This is a genomic window from Amycolatopsis sp. NPDC024027, assembly GCF_040638975.1.
In the GTDB taxonomy this organism is placed as follows: Bacteria; Actinomycetota; Actinomycetes; order Mycobacteriales; family Pseudonocardiaceae; genus Amycolatopsis.
Genome location: NZ_JBEZYY010000002.1, coordinates 713,052 through 732,595, shown reverse-complemented (window position 1 = coordinate 732,595; position 19,544 = coordinate 713,052). Strand labels below are relative to the sequence as shown.

Genomic DNA, 19,544 nt, shown 5'->3' with positions numbered 1-19,544 from the left:
ACATGGTTTCCATTGACGTCCACAACGCGTTCGTCGACTTCCCGATCTTCGACGCGAAGACGCGCTCGATGAAGAAGAAGGTCCTCGGCAAGGTCGGTGGCAAGATCGGCACCGACACGAAGGTGCCGATCATCGAAGCCCTGCACGACGTGTCCCTCAACCTGCGTGAAGGCGACCGCGTCGGCCTGGTCGGGCACAACGGCGCCGGCAAGTCCACGCTGCTGCGCCTGCTCGCCGGGATCTACGAGCCGACCCGCGGCTCGTCGCGGATCAAGGGCAAGATCGCGCCGGTGTTCGACCTCGGCATCGGCATGGACCCCGAGATTTCGGGCGTCGAGAACATCATCATCCGCGGCCTCTTCCTCGGCATGACCGCCAAGGAGATGGAGAAGCGGGTCGACGACATCGCCGAGTTCACCGAGCTCGGCGACTACCTGCAGATGCCGCTGCGCACGTACTCGACGGGTATGCGGGTGCGGCTGGCGCTGGGCGTCGTCACGTCGATCGACCCCGAGATCCTCATCCTCGACGAGGGCATCGGCGCGGTCGACGCGGCGTTCCTCAACAAGGCGCGCGACCGGCTCAAGGACCTCGTCAAGCGCTCCGGCATCCTGGTGTTCGCCAGCCACTCGGACGAGTTCCTCTTCGAACTGTGCGACTCGGCCATCTGGATGGACGAGGGGCACCTCAAGCAACAGGGTTCGCTGCGGGACGTCCTGACGTCGTACAAGGGCCGTGACCCCTTCGAGAACATGAGCCAGGAAACCTTGGAGCGCTTCGGCATCGAGCCGGCGGCGATGACGAACGGCGGGGAATGATGGCCAGCGAGACCCGGCAGCTGCCCGACGGCGCGGTCGTCGGCGTGGTCGTCACGCGGCACCGGCGGGAGCTGCTCGCGGACTCGCTGAAGGTCATCGCGGCCCAGACCCGGCCGGTCGACCACCTGGTGGTCGTCGACAACGGGCCGGACGACTCCGCGCGCGAGGTCGTCGAGAACTACCCGCTGCCGCACACGTACCTGCCGTCGCACCGGAACCTCGGTGGCGCCGGCGGGTTCGCGCTGGGCATGCTGCACGCGCTCTCGCTGGGCGCGGACTGGGTCTGGCTGGCCGACGACGACGGGCGCCCGGCCGACGAGAACGTGCTCGCGATTCTGCTGGAGGAAGCCGAAAAGCGGGACCTGGCGGAGATTTCGCCGGTGGTGTCGAACATCGACGCACCGGACAAGCTGGCGTTCCCGCTGCGCCGCGGCCTGACGTGGAAGCGTTCGCAGTCCGAGCTGGGGGCCGACTTCCTGCCCGGCATCGCGTCCCTGATGAACGGCGCGCTCTTCCGCGCGTCCACTTTGGACGTCGTCGGCGTGCCGGACCTGCGGCTGTTCTTCCGCGGCGACGAGGTGGAGCTGCACCGGCGGCTGGTCCGGTCGGGGCTGCCGTTCGGCACGTCGCTGAAGACGAAGTACCTGCACCCGGACGGCTCGGACGAGTTCAAGCCCATGCTGGGCGGCAAGTTCCACGCGCAGGACCCGGAAAACGAGGTCAAGCGGTACTACACCTACCGCAACCGCGGCTACCTGCTGTCCCAGCCGGGCATGCGGAAGATCGGCGCGCTCGAGATCGTCCGCTTCGGACTGTACTTCGTGGGCGTGAAGCGGGACCCGAAGGCGTTCCTGCAGTGGCTGAAGCTGGTGCGGCAGGGCCGCGCCGAGAAGTTCTACCGCTACTGATCCTGCAACGGAAAAGGCCCCCGCTCTCGTCGCGGGGGCCTTTTCCGTTGAGCAGGCTTATTCGCCGATGACCGGCGGCGCCGTGCGCAGGTCGGTGCCGAAGACCTCGTCGGGGTCACCCTCGACCAGGTAGGTCGGGCGCGAGTGCTCGGTGTCCTCGTCGCCTTCGCCCTTCTGGCCGCGGCCCAGGCCGCCGCCACCGGGACTCATGCCCCCGCGACCGGTGCCACCCGCACCGAGGCCGCCCATCCCGCGGCCCGCGGCCGCTTCCGCGGCTCCGATCCCGCCCGGCCGGGCGGCACCCGACGCGGCGCCCGCGCCCGTCGCGTTGCCGGCACCCGAGCCACCGGGGCCGAAGCCGCCGCCACCGCGCCCGCCGCCACCGCCACCGCCACCGACCTTGGAGTTGTAGGCCTCGTCGCCGCCGAAGTTCATCCCGCCCATCGGCATCGGGCTCATCGGCATCCCGCCGAACTGCTGGTTCGAGTTCGATGTCGACGCGGCGGGGACCGAGCTGGGCGTGAAGCCGGACGGCGTGGTGGTGCCCGCGGGCACGAACCCGGACCCGGTGGTCGAGCCGGGCCCGGAGAAGGAGTGCCCGGCCGGCCCGCCGAGCGGCCCGGGGGTGTTGCCGGACACGAAGCCCTGGGCGGTGCCGCCCGGTGTGTTCACCGAGTGCGAGCCCGGCACGTTGACGCTCGAGGGGTTGTTGATGCCGTTCTTGTCGCCGGTGCCGTTGGGGTCATCGCTGCCCCCACCGGTGCTGAAGCTCGGCGGCGGCGCGAAGGCGGGCTGCTTGGAGGCGGCCTCGTAGAGGTTCTTGTCGTAGGTCGCCATGACGCCGGCGGCCTCGTCGTGCGCGGCCTGGCTGTCCTTCTGCTTCTGGATCGACTTGTCGACGTTGTCGGGCAGGTTGAAGGGGTTCGAGGTGGCCCAGCCCTTGAACTCGTCGGTCCAGCTGAACGGGATGGGAGCCGGCATGGAGTTCTTCGCCGTTGCGGCGGCTTGGCCCTGGTCGTAGATGGTTTCCGAGGCCAGCTTGGCGTTCTGCGAGTTGGCGTCGGACCACTTGCCGAGGCTGCTGAAGTACTGCTGCGCGTTCTCGGCGGCGCTGCCTTCCCAGGTGCCCTTCGAGGCGTTGACGGCGGTGTTCATCGACTGCGCGAACTTGTCGAAGACCTGGTGGACTTCGTGGTACGCGGTCGAGACTTCCGAAACCTGATCGACGTCCAGGTTGGTGTCCAGGTATCCCTTGAGCTGCGTGTGGTCGCTGCCCTTGTAGTCCGCGCTCGACGGGTTCAGGCCCTGCACGTACTCGACGTCGCGGCCCTGGGTGGCATCCTTGACGTTCTTGTCGCCCATCTGCTGGGCCTGGTTCTTCGCCCGCGCCTGGGCCATCCACTGCTGCACCGCCCCGAACAACCAGTTGCCCGGGTCGACGCCTTCTTCGGCCTTCTGCTGGAGGTAGGCGTCGCGCTCGGCGGGCGCCATGTCCTGGACCTGCTGGGGCGTCTTGTCCTCGGTCTTCGGCCGCGGTCCCTGTTGCGTGGTCATCTGGGTCCCCTATCCCTTCGGCAGCCGCGGTTCGACGGCCTTCGCGACCGCCTCGGCGACCTGGCAGGCCTGGTCCGCCGAATCGGCACCGATCACCGCCACATCAACCCGAGACGAGTCGCCCACCGGCAGGGCGAGCGTGCAGGCCGGCAACGACGCACCGCCCGAGGCCTCCCTCGCCTTCCGGCCGTTGACGTCCTTGTCGACCACGCCACCGCCGGTGTCGTTGACCTGCGCGACCGACGCGGTGTCGCGGACGTTGACGCCGATCACCTTGGCGTTGTCACTCGCCGACGCGATCTTCTGCCGGTAACTGCAGGAACGCACGCCGGCGACCGTCTTGTTCTGCGGCTCGTTGAACTCGCCGTAGCCGCTCACGTCGCCCGCTTCCAGCAGCGAGCAGGCGTCCGTGATCGACTGGGTCCCGCCGCCACCGGAAGACGGGCTTTCCGGGGTCCCCGACTCGCCTGCCGAAGACGACTGGGCGGGTGACGCGGTTCCCCCTTGCGTGGTGGTGCACCCGGCGAGCAGCGTGCCACCTGCCGCGAGCGGAAGGAGAACCCGAACGAGAAGTTTCGTCATCCCTCAAGCCTGCTTGGTCTGAAGAGCGGAGAAGGCCTGGCTCTCTGTTTCCTTGTAGAGGCCGGCAGCCCTGGCGAGCGCCTCGTCCGCCTGCCTCGCGACCTCGCGGAGCTGCTGGAGAACGTGAGTCGCGCCACCGTCGGCGGCCGAGGCGCTCTTCTGGTCGTGCTTGGCGACGGCAAGCCCGTACGGGTGGTTCCCGAGTTGCGGGGTCTGGTCCAGCAGGAAGCTCTTGTACTGCAGTTCGCCGAGGTCGTTGACCAGTTCGGTCAGTGCGTCCCGGATCGGCTTCACACCTTCCGGCGTGATCTTGAAGCCGCCTCCCTTGGCTGCGTCGACCAGCTTCTGGGTCTCGGCTGTGACGCTCTTGACCGCGGCGCTCATCCCGGCTGAGGAGAGCGGGTTGACGATGTCCGAGATCGAGCCGCCGCCCCCGCCGTCAGCTATCAGCATCGCTGTTCCACCCCGAATCGCTTCGCCCGTGCGTGTGCACCCGGAAGTCTACTAGGCGGGCACCCAGCGCAACCGCCGTTCACCGATCTCCACTTCGGACGCGCCCGGGGCGCGGCCGGTTCCCGTACCGTCAGAACTGGCCTTCGAGCTGGGCGTACAGCTGCTGGGCCAGCCGGGCGTTGTCGGCCGGGGCGTAGGTGATCCAGCGCTGGCCGTCGGCGGCCGCGCGGGAGGACATCAGCCAGCGGCCGCTCGGGGTGTCGAACCAGGCCAGCGGGGGGAACGTGCCGCCGCGCGTCTGCGCCGTGAACTGGCCCACGCGCTTCTTCGGCTCCTGGAAGACGCGCTCGATCATGCGGACCTGCGGGCCGCCGGCGTTGCTGTGCGAGCGCGGGCCGGTGACGCCCGCGAACGGGTCGTACGCCTCGTCGCGGCGCTGGTGGCGGGGCTGCTGGACCGGCCGCGCAATCGTCACCGACTGGCCGGGCGCGGCCGGCGTCAGCGGGAGGAGGTCGACGATCGCCGGCACGATGCCCGTCGGGCGAACCTCCTCGAAGACGAGGAGGTTCTCCTCCTGGCGCACGAGCACCGCGAACTGGCCGTCGGAGGCGACGCGCGCGAACAGGTGGCGGTCGCCCAGCTCGGCGGCCGCGTTGATGGCCACGCTCCCCCGGACGAACGTGGCCAGCGCCAGCTCGGCGTCCGCGTCGAGGCGGCCGCGGCTCCACAGCCCGCGGCCGGTCAGGTCGCGGACGACGGCGTCGCGGATCATCGCGCGCTGCTCGACGGTCGTGCCGACGTGCGGAACCTCGAACGGCGTCGGCGCGCGGCCGAGCCCGAGCTGTTCCAGCAGGATGTCCACCGCTGCCAGCGACAGCGAGAACGAGTGAGGCATCGCTTCCGTCCCCCCGGGGTCTTCCGGTCGTCGCCGAAAACGGTAGTCCACCGCAGTGACAACCGGGGCTTCGCCCCAGGCCGGGGGCTCCGCCACCCGGAGCCCCCGAACCACAGCTCCGCCCTCAGCGAACCCGCTTGCCCGGCGAAGATCGGCGCTGGTCCGATGGACGCATGGCTGACCCGAAACCCGCCCTCGTCCTGCACCTCGCCACCGGCGGCGAACCGCTGCTGTTCGCGCTGACCACCGAAGAATCCGGGAAGCTGGCGGGCAAGCTCGCCCAGCTCGTCAAGACCGGCGCCGTCGAAACGGTGACCACCAAAGCCGACTCGGTGGTCGCGATCAACTTCGCCCACGTTGCCGCCGCGTACATCGACGACCTCAACCGCAAGAGCACCGTGTTCGGCATGCACGCCTGACACGGCGAAGGCCGCCTCACGAGAACGTGAGACGGCCTTCGCGGGAGCCCGTGATCAGAGCTTGTACAGGCGCTTCCAGTTCTCGCGCGAGGTGAGCTCGGGCATGGCCCGCTTGTACTGCTCCTGCACCGCCGCGCCTTCCTTGCGCAGCCGCTGGATGACCTTCACGCCCTGCTTGGCCAGCGCGAACATCTTCACCCGGTCGTAGGACCGGACGCGGACGCCTTCCTGGCTCGCGTCGGTGACCACGGCGGTGTTGAACAGCGCGATGTGCCACCAGTTGGCCTCGTCGATCGGCACCGCGCCGAGCCCGAAGCGGCTGCGGCCGAGCAGCCGGTCGAGGACCCGCCTGATCAGCACCACGCGCTGCAGGCTGGGCCGCGGCGAGCTGTTGATGATGCCGATGTCGTTGGACGCGATGCCCGGGACGTCGGTCGCCTTGTGGCGCTTGGTCTCCGGGTAGTCGTCACGGATGCGGCGGATCTCCTTCATCGCCTCGACCCCGCCGTCACGCAGGATTTCGGGACCCTTCAGGAAGTCCTCGACGGCCTTGATCAGCGTCGCCGACAGGCCGTACTGCATGCCGAGCAGGTAGCGCACCAGCTGCGCGATCAGCACCCGCGAAAGCAGGTTCAGGTTGAACGGCGAGTGCAGGGCCGCGGTGATGATCGAGTTGCGCAGGTTGAAGTACCGGTGCCACTCGTCCCAGTCCTTCATGTGGAAGTCCGCGTGCCACACGCCCGCACCCGGCAGGGTGACGGTCGGGAAGCCGTGCGCGCGGGCCCGGTAGGAGTACTCGGCGTCGTCCCACTGGAAGAAGAACGGCAGCGGGTAACCGCTGGCCCGGACGACCTCGTAGGGGATCAGGCACGACCACCAGCCGTTGTAGCCGGCGTCGAGGCGGCGTTCCTGGCGGTTCGGCTTCAGCGTCTCCTCGTCCACGCCGAGCAGGTCGGCGGTGGACAGCGAGTGCTCGACCGGCTGGCCGGGCTCGAGCGTGTTGAGCCGCGCGTACTCGGCGCCGACGTGCAGCTGGTTCGGGTGGAACAGGTTGAGCATCTGGCCGCCGACGATGATCGGGTCGGCGGCGCGGTTCGAGAACGCCGTCATCCGGATCACCAGGTCCGGCTCGAGCAGGACGTCGTCGTCCATGAACAGGACGTTCGCGTGCTCGGTCGCGGTGTGCCCGGCCACCTCGAAGAGGCCGCGGGTGAAGCCGCCGGCGCCACCGAGGTTCGGCTGCTTGATGTAGTGGAGCTTGTCGGCGAGGTCCTTGGCGACCTGCTCGAAGCCGTCGCGCGACTCGACGAGGTCGGTGCCCTGGTCGGCGACGTAGATCGCGTCCAGGGTCTCCAGCGACGAGACGTCCGCGGCGAGGGCCTGGAGGTTCTTCAGGCAGTCGTCGGCGCGGTTCATCGTGCAGATGGTCACCGCGGTCGGACGGATCTTCTCCGGTGCCTCGACCGTCCAACGGACCTGCTCGACGCGCAGCGTCTGGCCCCCCTCGGTCTCGAGGTCGAGCCAGAGCGCGCCGCCGTCGTAGAACTTGTCCAGCTTGCCGGTCAGCGACACCTTCGCCTGCTTGGCGTCCTTGATCTGCTCGGCGGCCACCACGCGGGGCTCGCCCTCGACGTCCGAGGCGCCCATCGACAGCAGGCCGGTGCCGGTGACGACGGCCTCGACGGAGACCTCGGTCACCGTGGTCCAGCGCTGCCAGTAGCTGGCCGGGAACCGGCCGAAGTACGTGTTGCCCGACACCTTGGAGGCGGGCTCGAGGGCGATCGACGCCCGTTCCCGCACGGCCGCGCCCCACTCGACCTCGGCGTACAGGTCCTTGCTGACGATCGGCGCCGGGCCGGCGTAGAGCCCGCGCTGCGCCGTCAGGCGGCCCTGCGGAGTGTGCTCGGTGAACCGCGTCTCGGTGGCCGTGCCGGCTTCGGTGGTCGGCGCCGGGGTGGCTGTTTTACCGGGCATCTGGTTCCTCAGTTCTCCTCAGTCGACGGCTCGCGGAAGACGACCCACTTGAGCATCACGAAATTGATCACGGTGGCGGTGGCCTGCGACACGGCCCAGCACAGGGTGTGCTGCCAGGCGGACTCCGGCAGCACGTTCAGCATCAGCTGGTTCACCCCGACCGCGACGAAGAACGTCACGGTGTAGAGCAGGACGAACGAGCCGACCTGCGCCTTCCCGTCGCGGCGCCCGCCGGCGAAGGTGAACTTCCGGTTCAGGAAGAACGCCGTGGTCGTGCCCACGACGAAAGAGATAGCGCGGGCGATGTCGACCCACGGTGAGGTGGCCATCCCGGCCACCTGGGCCAGCAGCGTGTAGGTGCCCAGGTCGACGAGGGCGCAAAAGCCCCCGATCAGGGCGAAGCGGACGAGCTGGCCCAGCAGTCCCATGGAGGACTGCCCAGCCGTTGCTTCGGCTTGCGGATCGGTCGCCACCACTGCATTACCTCGTCACCTGTGTCATGGTCACCCGCGCGGGCGCTTGTGCCTTGATGCGCAAAGTGTAGAAGCGAGCACTTCAGGGTCACGTTCCGGGCGTGGTTGGGCGTGGCTACCCTGGTCGAGTGACCCAAGGACCCAATACACAGCGTCGCACGCTCATGGGCTGGGCGCGGACCGCACCGACCACCGCCGACGTCCTGACCACCGCCGATGTGGAGGTGATCGCCCGCGCCGTGGCCCAGGCCGGTGAGCGCGGCGTCATCGCCCGCGGCCTCGGGCGCTCCTACGGCGACCCGGCGCAGAACGCCGGCGGCCTCGTCGTCGAGATGACGGCGCTGAACCGGATCCACTCGATCGACCCGGACTCCGCCCTCGTCGACGTCGACGCGGGCGTGAGCCTCGACCAGCTGATGCGTGAGGCGCTGCCGTACGGCCTGTGGGTCCCGGTGCTGCCGGGCACGCGCCAGGTGACCATCGGCGGCGCGATCGCCAACGACATCCACGGCAAGAACCACCACAGCGCGGGCAGCTTCGGCAACCACGTCGTGTCGATGGACCTGATCACCGCCGACGGGCAGATCCGCACGCTGACGCCGGAGGGCCCGGACGCCGAGCTGTTCTGGGCGACCGTGGCCGGCATCGGGCTGACCGGCATCATCGTCCGGGCCAAGATCCGGATGACCAAGACCGAGACCGCGTACTTCCTCGCGGACAACGAGCGCACGAACAACCTCGACGAGACCCTGGAGCTGGTCAGCAACGGCTCCGACGACAACTACACGTACTCGTCGGCGTGGTTCGACACGATCTCCACCGGCTCGAAGCTCGGCCGCGCCGCCTTCGGCCGCGGCTCGCTCGCGAAGCTGGACGAACTGCCGCCGAAGCTGCGCGCGAACCCGCTGAAGTTCGACGCTCCGCAGCTGGGGACGCTGCCCGACGTCTTCCCGAACGGCCTGGCCAACAAGCTGACCTTCGGCGCGATCGGCGAGCTGTACTACCGCAAGACGCCGAAGGCGGCTCGCGGCGTGATCCAGAACCTGACGGCCTTCTACCACCCGCTCGACATGTTCGGCGAGTGGAACCGCGCCTACGGCTCGAAGGGCTTCCTGCAGTACCAGTTCTCGACACCGCTGAACGCGCACGAGCCGCTGCGGAACATCGTCCGCAAGATCGCCGAGTCGGGGCACGTGTCCTTCCTCAACGTCTTCAAGCGCATGGGCGAAGGCAACGCGGCGCCGCTGTCGTTCCCGCACCCGGGCTGGATGGTCTGCGTCGACTTCCCGATCAAGGACGGCCTCAGCCGGTTCTGCCAGGAGCTCGACGAAGACGTCCTGGAGCTGGGCGGGCGGCTGTACACCGCGAAGGACTCGCGCACCTCGCCCGAGACGTTCGCGAAGATGTACCCGCGGCTCGAAGAATGGCGCAAGGTCCGCGCTTCCATCGACCCCGAAGGCGTTTTCGCCTCTGACATGAGCCGGAGGCTCGAACTGTGATCGACGCGGTGGGCAACCCCCAATCCCTGCTCCTGCTCGGCGGCACGTCCGACATCGCGCTGGCGATCGCCGAGAAGTACCTGGCCGAGAAGCCGCTGCGCGTGGTGCTGGCCGCCCGGCCGTCACCGCGCCTCGACGCGGCCGCGCAGCGCCTCAAGGACCGCGGCGCCGAAGTGTCGACTGTGGACTTCGACGCCAAGGACACGGCGGCGCACCCGGCCGTGCTGGCCAAGGCGTTCGACGGCGGCGACATCGACGTGGCGGTCGTGGCGTTCGGCCTGCTCGGCGACCCCGAAGAGGTCTGGCAGGACCACGCGAAGGCCGTCGAGCTGGCCACCGTGAACTACACCGCGGCGGTGTCGGTCGGGGTCGCGCTGTCGGAGAAGCTCAAGGCCCAGGGCCACGGCACGGTGATCGCGCTGTCGTCGGTGGCGGGCGAGCGCGTCCGCCGCTCCAACTTCGTCTACGGCTCGACGAAGGCCGGTTTCGACGGCTTCTACCTGGGGCTCGGCGAGGCCCTCGCACCGTTCGGCGTCAAGGTGACGGTCGTTCGCCCCGGGCACGTCAAGACGAAGATGACCGAGGGCCTCAAGGACGCTCCCCTGGCGCAGACGGCCGAGCAGGTCGCCGAGATCGCCGTCGGCGCGGCCCGCGCGGGCAAGGACCTCGTGTGGGCGCCCGCCCCGTTCCGCCTGGTGATGTCCGCGCTGCGGCACGTCCCGCGGCCGATCTTCCGCAAGCTCCCGATCTGACGACCGGGCGGCACGTCGTCGGCTCTCAGCCGCCGATGGCGTGGGCGGGGACCAGGTAGAGGTTCTGGCTGCCCACCCACGGCGAGTCGATGTGCCAGCTCGCCAGCGCGGCCGGCGGCGGGGTGCGGCGGGTCGTCGCCAGGACCAGGTCCGGGCTGGCCGGGGCGACGCTGTGGTCGAAGTTGTGGAAGTTGGCCTCCAGCAACGCCCGGCCGAGGTCGTCGCTGCGGCGCTTGGTCTCGGTGATCGCCGGGTCGACCGCGCCGCGGTCGGAGAACTCGTCGACCAGCTCGCAGTCGCACGCGTACGCCAGCGCGCCCACCTCGCCCGCCGTCTCGACCTTGCGGCCGTGGGCGATCGCCGCCAGCTCGTGGCCGATTTCGCGGTACTCCGTCGTCGACGCGTGGTTGCTCGTGATCGGGGCGAACTGGCGGGGCAGGCCCGGCAGGGCGTACACCGCGACACTCGCCGCGAGGACCGCGCCGGCCACCGTCCAGGTCCCGCGCCTGACCCGCTCCGGGACCGCCGACGCGCAGGCGGCGAGGAAGATCGTCGCGCCGATGATGCTCGGGGCGTAGTACCAGTGGTAGGGCGGCACGCCCAGCCGGCTGTAGGCCAGGTAGTGCAGCGCGCCGGCGACGGCGAGCGCCGCGAACGGCGTCAGGCGGCGGGCCGTTCCGGAACCGCGGCGGTACTGCACGATCCAGGCCACCCCGGCCAGGGCGGCCAGCACCAGCGGCAGGAACGAAAGCGTGGCCGCGGCCGGGAAGTTGCGCCAGTACAGCAGCGGGCCGTTGGTGAAGCTGAACGGTCCCCACGACTGCTGGCTGATCTTGATGACGAGCGTGTCCGGCACGGCCGAGCCGAGCACCACCCAGCTGAACCCGAACCAGGGCAGCGTGACGGCGAGGGCCGCGAAGATCGTCTGCCAGATGCCGGCCCAGAACTCGCGGCGGGCGGCGAACAGCACCGCGGCGATCAGCAGCAGGTCGATCCGGACGAGCGCGAGCAGCCCGATCGCCACGCCCAGGCGGCCGGCCCGGCGCTCCTCCGCGTAAACCAGCGTCCACACGACACCGGCTGCGCCGAGCGCCACCTCCAGGCCGATCGAGGACAGCAGCAGCGGGTTGACCAGCAGCAGCGCGAACGTCAGCGGCGCGAACGCGGGCGGCAGGCCGGTGCGCTCGCCCAGCCGGCGCAGGCCCAGGACGAGCAGTACCTGCGCGGCGACGAACACGACGCCGGCGGCCAGCACCGCGTCGCGCACCACGAACGTGACCGCGCCCAGGGCCAGGACGTTCAGCGGCGACGTCGCGGTGTTGGCCGTCCCCTGCTCGATCAGGCCCCAGTGGCCGTGGAATGCGAGGTTCTTCGCGTAGGAGAGCGTGATGTAGGTGTCATCGATGAGATGGCTGCTCACCAGCGCGAACACCAGCGCGGAGGTGGCCGCGGCGCCCGCCGGCAAAGCCCACGAGCGGGCGAGGGGGATGGCCGCCGGCAGCGCGCGGACGGCTTTGGGGAGTTCTGCGGAGGCGCTTCGCATCCGGGCCACCGTACCCCGCTCGTGATGCTTCTGTGATCTGAGCGGAGTACGGGTGGCCCAGGCCACAGTCAGGGATCAGATGCCGTCCCCGGCGCCGGAGCCGGCGTTGCCGCGGCCGCCGAAACCGGGGCCACGGCCGTCGAAGCCCTGGCCGGGGCCGTCGTACTGGCGGTGGACGCCGGGCCGGCCATCCCGCGGGCCGTGGTGGCTCGCGGCGGCGATCCCGCCGACGATGCCGCCGCCGACGAGCATGCCGAACACCCCGACGGCGACGAGCTGAGTCGCGCGGTGGCCGGCAAACCGCCGGAAGCCACCGGTCGGCCGTGCGGCTGCCGGGGGCGGCCCCCAGGCGGCGTAGTGCGGCCCGGGGCCGGGCTGCGGGGTGGGCGGCGGCTGCTGACCGTGGACGGCGGTCTGGTCGGCGGCTTGGGCGGCGGCTTGGTCGGCTGGAGTGGCTCCGGCCGCCTGGCCGGGAGCGGCGGGGCCGGTCGCACCCGGCGCGGCGGCCGCTGCTCCGGCAGCTGGCACGGCGGGCGTGCCCTCCGGCCCGGTCCCGCCAGGCGCGGCGGCCGCTGCTCCGGCAGCGGGCGCGGCAGGCGTGGCTTCCGGCGCGGCCGAGGCGGTGGGCGCGGCCGCCGGCTGTGCCGGCGCCGCGGTGGGGGTGTCGGTGGCCGCCGTTGGCTGGTTGGCCTGGGTCGGGTGCTCGACAGTCGGCTGCCCGGCTCCGTCCGGGGCCTGCTGCTCGCGCGGCTGGTCGTTCATGATCACTCCTGGGGTCACGGGGACGGGCGCAGTGCCCGCCCCCACCACCTCAGGGTGCGTCGCTCAGCTGAGTACGAGCTGAAGCGAACCTGTCGATCCGCAATGAGTCAGAGGTAGAACGCCAGGAACAGCGTGATCACCCAGGACGCGCCCAGCACCTGCAGGATGCGGTCCTTGAGCGCGATCTCCTCGGGCTCGCCCGCGATGCCGCCGTCGACGTCCACCGCGTAGCGCAGCACCGCCACCAGGAACGGCACCATCGAGATGAGCGCCCACACCGAGTTGTGCTCGGTCTGGCGGATCTCGAACGCCCACAGGCAGTACGACATGATCAGGATCGCCGCCGACGTCGCCCAGACGAACCGCAGGTAGCTGGCCGAATACTTCTTCAGCGACGAGCGGATCTTCGCGCCGGTTCGCTCGAACAGCATGATCTCCGCGTAGCGCTTGCCCGCCACCATGAACAGCGAGCCGAACGCCGTGACCAGCAGGAACCACTGCGAAAGCGCAATGCCGCCCGCGACGCCGCCGGCGATGGAACGCATCAGGAAGCCCGAGCCGACGATGGCCAGGTCGACCACCGGCTGGTGCTTGAGGCCGAAGCAGTAGCCGAGCTGGACGGCCTCGTAGACGCCCAGCACGACCGCCAGCTGCCAGCTGGCGAGGAACGACACGCCGAGGCCGGCCAGGAAGAACACGACCGCGGCCCCGTACGCGACGGGGACCGGCACGATCCCGGCCGCGATCGGCCGGTTGCGCTTGGTCGGGTGGGCCCGGTCGGCCTCGACGTCGATCGCGTCGTTGATCAGGTAGACCGAGCTCGCCGTCAGCGAAAAGGCCACGAAGGCGATGATCGCGTCGATCAGGAGACCGGTGCGGTCGGTCGACTTCGAGAACGCGAAGAACGGGGCCGCGAAGACCAGGACGTTCTTCACCCACTGCCGCGGCCGCGCCGTCTTGATGACGCCGCCGACCAGGCCGAACTTCCCCCGTGCCGCAGTCGGCTCAACAGCCTCGGCAGTCGCGGCAGTTTCGTCGCTGTTGCGCTGCTCGGTCGTCTCGCTCATGGGTTCTTCTTCAGCTTCCGTCGTATCAGACCACCGACGAGCCCCCCGAGAGCTGCACCGGCCACAACGTCCGTCGGATAGTGAACGCCGAGCACGAGCCTCGAGGCCAGCATCGGCGGTACCAGGGCGGGCACCAGGTTACGCCCGGTCAATCCGGAGTAGAGCACCGCCGCCGCCGTGGTGGACGTCGCGTGCGACGACGGGAAGCTCAGCTTGCTCGGCGTGCCGACCAGGACCTCGACGCTCGGGTGGTCCGGTCGCGGGCGCCTGACCACGCGTTTCACCGCGATGGAGGCGGCGTGCGCGCCGACGACCCCCGCCGACGCGACCAGCCAGTCCTTGCGCCGCTTCTTGTCGACGACGGCGCCGAGCAGGCCCAGGCCGAACCAACCGAGAGCGTGCTCGCCGAAGTGCGACATGCCGCGCGCAGCCTTCACCGAAGCTTCACTCTTCAGAAAGCCCTGCGCCTTCGCCAAGACGGCCACCTCGCCGGTGGGCTGCCCCTTCTCAAGCATCAAGGGACCCGTCGAGCGGCGCGCCGTCGGTCAGGTGCGGGGCGATCTTGTTGTCGAACGCCGACAGCGCCGAGCCGATGGCCATGTGCATGTCGAGGTACTTGTACGTGCCCAGCCGGCCGCCGAACAGCACGTTCTTCTCGCGGGCCTCGGCCTTGGCCAGCTCGCGGTAGGCCTCGAGCTTCTCGCGGTTCTCCGGGGTGTTGATCGGGTAGTACGGCTCGTCCTCCTCGCCCGCGAAGCGGGAGTACTCGCGGAAGATGACCGTCTTGTCCTTGGGGTAGTCCCGCTCCGGGTGGAAGTGCCGGAACTCGATGATCCGGGTGTACGGGACTTCCTGGTCGTTGTAGTTGACGACCGAGGTGCCCTGGAAGTCACCGGTCTCCGCGACCTCGGATTCGAAGTCGACGGTGCGCCAGGTGAACCGGCCCGCCGAGTAGCCGAAGTAGCGGTCCAGCGGCCCGGTGTAGACGGTCGGGGTGCCCGCCGGGATGTGCTCGCGGACGTCGAAGTAGTCGACGTTCAGCCGGATCTCGATGTTCTCGTGCTCGGCCATCTTCTCGAGCCACGCGGTGTACCCGTTGACGGGCAGGCCCTCGTAGGTGTCGTTGAAGTACCGGTTGTCGAAGTTGTAGCGGACCGGCAGGCGCGTGATGATGTTCTCGCCCAGGTTCTTGGGGTCGTTCTCCCACTGCTTCGCCGTGTAACCGCGGATGAACGCCTCGTAGAGGGGGCGCCCGACCAGCGAGATCGCCTTCTCCTCGAGGTTCTGCGCGGCGGAGGTCTCGAACTCCGACGACTGCTTCGCGATGAGCTCGCGGGCCTCGTCGGGGGTGTGCGACTTGCCGAAGAACTGGTTGATCAGGGCCAGGTTCATCGGGAACGAGTAGACCTGGTCCTTGACCCGCGCGAAGACGCGGTGCTGGTAGTTCGTGAACTCGGTGAACCGGTTCACGTACTCCCACACCCGCTTGTTCGAGGTGTGGAACAGGTGCGCCCCGTACTTGTGCACCTCGATCCCGGTCTCCGGGTCGGGCTCCGAGTAGGCGTTGCCGCCGAGGTGGCTGCGCCGCTCGAGGATGAGGACCTTCTTGCCCAGCTCGGCCGCGGCCCGTTCGGCGACGGTCAGGCCGAAGAAACCGGACCCGACGACGACGAGGTCGTAACCTGCGAAATCGTCTTCAGTAATCTTGGCGGGGTTCGTGTGCGCGCTCACGGGCGTCGAGGGTACGCAGGTCGCTGACCCGGCCCGCACCCGACTATCACATTTCGGCCTACGACACACCTGGAAAGCAGTGCCTGCACCCGAGGACTTCTGGAGCTACTTCGCCGCGGTGGCCACCTACCTGGCCGTACTCGCGGTGCCTGGCGGCGTCGTCGGGTGGGCCGCCGGTCTCCGCGGCTGGGCCCTCGCCGGGCTCGCGCCGCTGCTCAGCTACGCCATCACCGGCCTGGCCGGTCCGTGGCTGGCCATCGCCCACATCCCGTACGGCTCGCTCAGCGTCGCCGCGTGCACGCTGCTGCTCGCCGCCGTGCTCTACGGCCTGCGCCGGCTCTTCACCGGGCGTGGCTGGTCGACGCCGGGGGCCGAGGAACCGGCGGAGCCGTGGACCCGCCGGGCGCACCTGGCCGTCGGGGCCTGCGTCGCGATCGCCGTCGCCGTGTCGGTCGCCGTGGTGGTCACCGGCCGCGGCGGGACGACCGCGGTGTTCCAGCGCTGGGACACCGTGTTCCACGCGAACGGCATCCGCTACATCGCCGAGACCGGCGACGGCTCCCTGACCGGCATGGGCACCATCAACTGGTACCCCGGCGGCTCCTTCTACCCGAACGCCTACCACCTGGTCGGCGCCCTGGTCTACGAGCTGTCCGGGACGTCGATCCCGGTCACGCTGAACGCGATCACGATGCCCATCGCCGGGCTGTTCGCGCTGGCCATGGCCGCGTTGGTGCGCCAGCTCGGCGGCCGCGCGGTGTTCGCCGGCAGCGCCGCGCTGGTCGCGGGCGGCGCGACGACCGGGGCGTACGAGTCGGTGTCGAGCGGCCTGCTGCCCTTCGCGCTCGGGATCGTGCTGACGCCGCTGGCGGTGATCACGCTGCAGCGGTTCGTCGTGCGGCCGGGCGTGGACACCGGCGCGGTGCTCGCGCTGAGCGCGACCGGCCTGCTCGCCGCGCACTCGAGCGCGTTGTTCGGGGCGCTGCTGTTCGCCTTCCCGCTGGTGGTGCAGCGCTGGTACCGGGCGCTGCGCGGCCGCCGCGCCGACGGCGTTCCCGAGGGCAGGCGCGCCTGGCGGGTCGTCGGCGGCGACGTCTTGCGCATGGTCCCGGTGATGGCGGCGGCGGGCGTGCTGGCCGCGCCGATGATCCTGGGTGCGCTCACCTTCACGTCCGGGTCGTACCCGTACCACCCCTGGGGCTCCCACATGGCGGTGTGGAAGGCCCTGGCGATGCTGGCGACGTTCAAGCAGGTGCTGCCGGTGCCGCAGATCTGGCTGACGGTCTTCCTCGCCATCGGCGTGTTCACCCTGGTGCGGCTGCGGCGGATGCGCTGGCTGGTGCTGTCGGCGATCGGGCTGTCCACGCTGTTCGTCCTCGTCGCGTGCTTCGGCGGCGAAGAGTGGGTGATCAGCCTGTCGCGGCCGTGGTGGAACGACCGGTTCCGGCTGATGGCGCTGGCGGCGATCCCGCTGTGCCTGCTCGCCGCGCACGGCATGAGCGAGGCCCAGCAGTGGCTGGCGAAGGTCGCGAGCGGCCGTGCGTGGGTGCGCGCGCGGCCGTGGCTGACCGGCCGGGTCGGGCTGGCGACGGCGGTGCTTCTGGTCGTGGCGATGGGCGTGCTGACCGGCGGGTTCTACCGCGCGGCCAACGCCAAGACGGTGTCGCTGCTCTACTACAACGGCCTGCCCGGCGAGGTGGTCCCGCCCGTCAGCCAGGACGAGATCGACGCGATGGACCGCCTCGGCACGCTCGGCATCCCGGCCGGCCAGAAGGTGCTCAACGACCGGCTCGACGGCACGGCCTGGATGTACGCCCTGACCGGCGTGCACCCGGTGGCCGGCCACTACGACGCGGGCGTGGCCCCGCCGGACGCGCTGTACCTGGCCCAGCACTTCGCCGACTACGACAGCGACCCGCAGGTGCGCGCGGCCGTTCACCGGCTCGACGTCCACTACGTGCTGGTGGGGAGCGGCACCATCCGCCGGGACACGCCCATCGCGCCGGGCCTGCGGCACCTGGACGGGCACGACTTCCTCGAAGTCGTGTACCGGAACCCGGGTGCGACCATCTACCGGATCGTGAAGTAGAACGCCCTCGTGGCCGCGGCGCCCCTCCGCGGCCACGAGGGCCCCCGCACCCCCGGGGTGGTCTCGTCTGCAAAGTACCGACGCCCGGGGCGCGCCAATCGGTTTCCCGATCACCGCAATGTCACTCGTTCGGACTAGTGGAGCTCCGGCAGGACCTCGCTCGCGACCTGCTCCAGGACGGCTTCCCGGCCCTCGTAGGGCGACGACGACCGCGGCCAGTGCGAGATGACGTCGGTGAAGCCCAGCTCCCGCGCCCGGCCCACCGCGTCGCGGAACGCCTCGACGCTGGTCAGCGAAAAGACCGGCGACGCGTCCAGGCTGAGGTGCCGCTGGATGCTCGCCCGCTCGCGGCCCACCGCGTCCAGCCGCTGGTCGAAGACCTCGGTGAGCTGCTTGATGCCGGCCCACCACTCGTCGGCGGTCTCGCCGCCCTTGCCGGTGGTCACCCAGCCCGCGCCGAAGCGCGCGGCGAGGGTCATCGTGCGCGGCCCGTTCGCCGCGACGACGAACGGCAGCCGCGGCCGCTGGACCGGGCCGGGCAGGTTGCGGGCCTCGCGGGCCCGGTAGTACTCGCCGTCGAAGTCGAACTTGTCGGTCATGAGCAGCCCGTCGAGCGCCTCGACGAACTCGGTGAAGCGGTCCACGCGCTGCTTGGGCGTCAGCTCGGGGGCGTCGAGCACCGCGCCGTCGTAGTGGTGGTGGTCGACACCCGCGCCGACGCCGAGGACGAGCCGGCCGTCCGAGACGTCGTCGAGGGTGTTCAGCTCGCGCATGAACGGCACGGGGTGCCGGGCGACCGGCGACGCGACGAACGTGCCGAGCCGGATGCGGGACGTCACCATCGCCGCCGCGGTCAGGGTCGGGATGGCGGAGAACCAGGGGCCGTCGACCAGGTTGCGCCAGCCCAGGTGGTCGTAGGTCCACGCGTGGTCGAAGCCGTACTCCTCGGCGGCGCGCCACTTCGGCTCGGCGGCCCACCAACGATCTTCCGGAAGAATGACGATGCCAACTCGCACGGGTCCGGACGCTATCGGTTACCACCGGGCGTCGCACGGACGGGGAAGGCTTCGCCCGAACGAGTCAGGGACAATGGCCGGGTGGAGAGACCCCAGTTGATCGCGTCCGACGTCGACGGCACCCTGCTCGGCCCCTCCGAATCCCTGACCGGCCGCACGATCGCGGCCGTCCGCCGGGCGATCGAGGCGGGGGTGCCGTTCGTCCTGGCCAGCGGCCGCCCGCCGCGGTGGATCGCCCCGATCGCGAAGCCGCTCGAGCTCACCGGGTACGCGGTGTGCGCGAACGGCGCGGTCCTGTACGACTGCGGCCGCGAAGAGATCATCGAGGTGCACGGGCTGCTCCAGCCCACGCTGCTGCACGACATCGCGCACGCGCTCGACAAGGCGCTGCCGGGTTGCCGGCTGGCGACCGAGCGCGTCACCACCGGCGCGGTCGACCACGACATGCGCAACTTCGTGATCGAGCCGGACTACCACAACCCGTGGGGCGACGGCGAAGGCCGCACCGGGCCGCGCGCCGAGGTCCTCGGGCACCCCGCGATCAAGCTGCTGGTCAGCCACCGCGGGATGTCGTCCCAGGAGATGGCGGACGCGGTCAACGCGCTGTTCGACCGGGACGTCGACGTGACGTACTCGTCGTCGGGCGGCCTGGTCGAGGTGTCCGCGCACGGCATCACCAAGGCGACCGGCCTCGCCGACGTCGCCGAGCGGCTGGAGGTCGACCCCGGGCAGGTGATCGCGTTCGGCGACATGCCCAACGACGTCGAGATGCTCCGCTGGGCCGGCCACGGCGTCGCGATGCAGAACGGGCACCCGAAGCTGCTCGCGGTGGCCGACGAGGTCACCGGCCCGGCCGGCGAGGACGGCGTCGCGCAGGTCCTCGAGCGCTGGTTCTAACGGTCGAGCTCGGCCGCTTCGGCCGGGATCGGCGCGGCTGGTCGCGACGCCATGAATGAGTCATTCACGGCGTCGGATGCAGTGAATGAGTCATTCACTGCGTCGGCGACGC

General features: G+C 70.2%; 19 protein-coding genes. 7 read left to right on the top strand and 12 right to left on the bottom strand.

The window, feature by feature from the left end; translation table 11 throughout:
• Window positions 1–2 precede the first annotated feature (2 nt).
• Both AB0F52_RS08360 and AB0F52_RS08355 read left to right on the top strand, forming a co-directional pair.
• Window positions 3–818, top strand: a complete 816-nt coding sequence (locus tag AB0F52_RS08360; protein WP_360166168.1) for an ABC transporter ATP-binding protein — start codon at window positions 3–5, stop codon at window positions 816–818.
• Entirely contained in the window at window positions 818–1,726 is a 909-nt protein-coding gene (locus AB0F52_RS08355; protein WP_360166165.1) for a glycosyltransferase family 2 protein, read from the top strand. The genes AB0F52_RS08360 and AB0F52_RS08355 overlap by 1 nt, the downstream gene beginning before the upstream one ends.
• Window positions 1,727–1,783: 57 nt before the next feature.
• On the opposite strand, the gene AB0F52_RS08350 is transcribed toward AB0F52_RS08355, so the two are convergent.
• The 4 genes from AB0F52_RS08350 to AB0F52_RS08335 all read right to left on the bottom strand — a co-directional run bounded on the left by AB0F52_RS08350 (window position 1,784) and on the right by AB0F52_RS08335 (window position 5,210).
• The gene (locus AB0F52_RS08350; protein WP_360166162.1) at window positions 1,784–3,280 is read right to left on the bottom strand and encodes a hypothetical protein; all 1,497 of its coding nucleotides are present in this window, start codon (window positions 3,278–3,280) and stop codon (window positions 1,784–1,786) included.
• Window positions 3,281–3,289: 9 nt separating this feature from the next.
• Window positions 3,290–3,862: a DUF3558 family protein gene (locus AB0F52_RS08345; protein WP_360166159.1), complete on the bottom strand. Its 573-nt coding sequence runs from the start codon at window positions 3,860–3,862 to the stop codon at window positions 3,290–3,292.
• Window positions 3,863–3,865: 3 nt separating this feature from the next.
• On the bottom strand, window positions 3,866–4,315 hold the full coding sequence (locus AB0F52_RS08340; protein ID WP_360166156.1) for a hypothetical protein: 450 nt from the start codon (window positions 4,313–4,315) through the stop codon (window positions 3,866–3,868).
• A 130-nt stretch (window positions 4,316–4,445) separates the two neighbouring features.
• Window positions 4,446–5,210, bottom strand: a complete 765-nt coding sequence (locus tag AB0F52_RS08335) for an ESX secretion-associated protein EspG (protein ID WP_360166153.1) — start codon at window positions 5,208–5,210, stop codon at window positions 4,446–4,448.
• A gap of 173 nt (window positions 5,211–5,383) precedes the next feature.
• Between AB0F52_RS08335 and AB0F52_RS08330 the strand changes: the two genes are divergently transcribed.
• A complete protein-coding gene (locus tag AB0F52_RS08330; protein WP_360166150.1) occupies window positions 5,384–5,629 on the top strand; it encodes a hypothetical protein in 246 nt (81 codons plus the stop codon).
• Between the two features lie 54 nt (window positions 5,630–5,683).
• Here the strand turns inward: AB0F52_RS08330 and AB0F52_RS08325 are convergent, their stop codons facing one another.
• Both AB0F52_RS08325 and AB0F52_RS08320 read right to left on the bottom strand, forming a co-directional pair.
• Window positions 5,684–7,603: a glycosyltransferase gene (locus tag AB0F52_RS08325; protein WP_360166147.1), complete on the bottom strand. Its 1,920-nt coding sequence runs from the start codon at window positions 7,601–7,603 to the stop codon at window positions 5,684–5,686.
• Window positions 7,604–7,611: 8 nt separating this feature from the next.
• A complete protein-coding gene (locus AB0F52_RS08320; RefSeq protein ID WP_360166144.1) occupies window positions 7,612–8,079 on the bottom strand; it encodes a GtrA family protein in 468 nt (155 codons plus the stop codon).
• Window positions 8,080–8,240: 161 nt separating this feature from the next.
• On the opposite strand from AB0F52_RS08320, the gene AB0F52_RS08315 reads away from it, so the two are divergent.
• Window positions 8,241–9,575 (top strand): FAD-binding oxidoreductase, encoded by a 1,335-nt coding sequence (locus tag AB0F52_RS08315; protein ID WP_360166650.1) that lies wholly within the window; start codon window positions 8,241–8,243, stop codon window positions 9,573–9,575.
• A complete protein-coding gene (locus AB0F52_RS08310) occupies window positions 9,572–10,327 on the top strand; it encodes a decaprenylphospho-beta-D-erythro-pentofuranosid-2-ulose 2-reductase (protein ID WP_360166141.1) in 756 nt (251 codons plus the stop codon). The genes AB0F52_RS08315 and AB0F52_RS08310 overlap by 4 nt, the downstream gene beginning before the upstream one ends.
• Before the next feature lie 25 nt (window positions 10,328–10,352).
• Here the strand turns inward: AB0F52_RS08310 and AB0F52_RS08305 are convergent, their stop codons facing one another.
• From AB0F52_RS08305 to glf, 5 genes are all read right to left on the bottom strand, one after another.
• The gene (locus tag AB0F52_RS08305) at window positions 10,353–11,870 is read right to left on the bottom strand and encodes a hypothetical protein (RefSeq protein ID WP_360166138.1); all 1,518 of its coding nucleotides are present in this window, start codon (window positions 11,868–11,870) and stop codon (window positions 10,353–10,355) included.
• Window positions 11,871–11,945: 75 nt separating this feature from the next.
• On the bottom strand, window positions 11,946–12,632 hold the full coding sequence (locus AB0F52_RS08300) for a hypothetical protein (protein ID WP_360166135.1): 687 nt from the start codon (window positions 12,630–12,632) through the stop codon (window positions 11,946–11,948).
• Between the two features lie 107 nt (window positions 12,633–12,739).
• The gene (locus AB0F52_RS08295) at window positions 12,740–13,699 is read right to left on the bottom strand and encodes a decaprenyl-phosphate phosphoribosyltransferase (RefSeq protein ID WP_360166132.1); all 960 of its coding nucleotides are present in this window, start codon (window positions 13,697–13,699) and stop codon (window positions 12,740–12,742) included.
• On the bottom strand, window positions 13,696–14,214 hold the full coding sequence (locus AB0F52_RS08290; RefSeq protein WP_360166129.1) for a phosphatase PAP2 family protein: 519 nt from the start codon (window positions 14,212–14,214) through the stop codon (window positions 13,696–13,698). The genes AB0F52_RS08295 and AB0F52_RS08290 overlap by 4 nt, the downstream gene beginning before the upstream one ends.
• The gene (gene glf / locus AB0F52_RS08285) at window positions 14,207–15,430 is read right to left on the bottom strand and encodes a UDP-galactopyranose mutase (protein WP_013222174.1); all 1,224 of its coding nucleotides are present in this window, start codon (window positions 15,428–15,430) and stop codon (window positions 14,207–14,209) included. Before glf ends, AB0F52_RS08290 begins: the two co-directional genes overlap by 8 nt.
• A 79-nt stretch (window positions 15,431–15,509) precedes the next feature.
• Between glf and AB0F52_RS08280 the strand changes: the two genes are divergently transcribed.
• Window positions 15,510–17,519: a DUF6541 family protein gene (locus AB0F52_RS08280; protein ID WP_360166125.1), complete on the top strand. Its 2,010-nt coding sequence runs from the start codon at window positions 15,510–15,512 to the stop codon at window positions 17,517–17,519.
• A gap of 134 nt (window positions 17,520–17,653) precedes the next feature.
• Here AB0F52_RS08280 and AB0F52_RS08275 read toward each other — a convergent pair whose 3' ends face one another.
• Window positions 17,654–18,535, bottom strand: a complete 882-nt coding sequence (locus tag AB0F52_RS08275; RefSeq protein WP_360166122.1) for an LLM class flavin-dependent oxidoreductase — start codon at window positions 18,533–18,535, stop codon at window positions 17,654–17,656.
• A gap of 96 nt (window positions 18,536–18,631) precedes the next feature.
• On the opposite strand from AB0F52_RS08275, the gene AB0F52_RS08270 reads away from it, so the two are divergent.
• Complete coding sequence (locus AB0F52_RS08270) at window positions 18,632–19,432, top strand: HAD family hydrolase (RefSeq protein WP_360166647.1); 801 nt, start codon at window positions 18,632–18,634, stop codon at window positions 19,430–19,432.
• The last annotated feature ends 112 nt before the right edge of the window (window positions 19,433–19,544 follow it).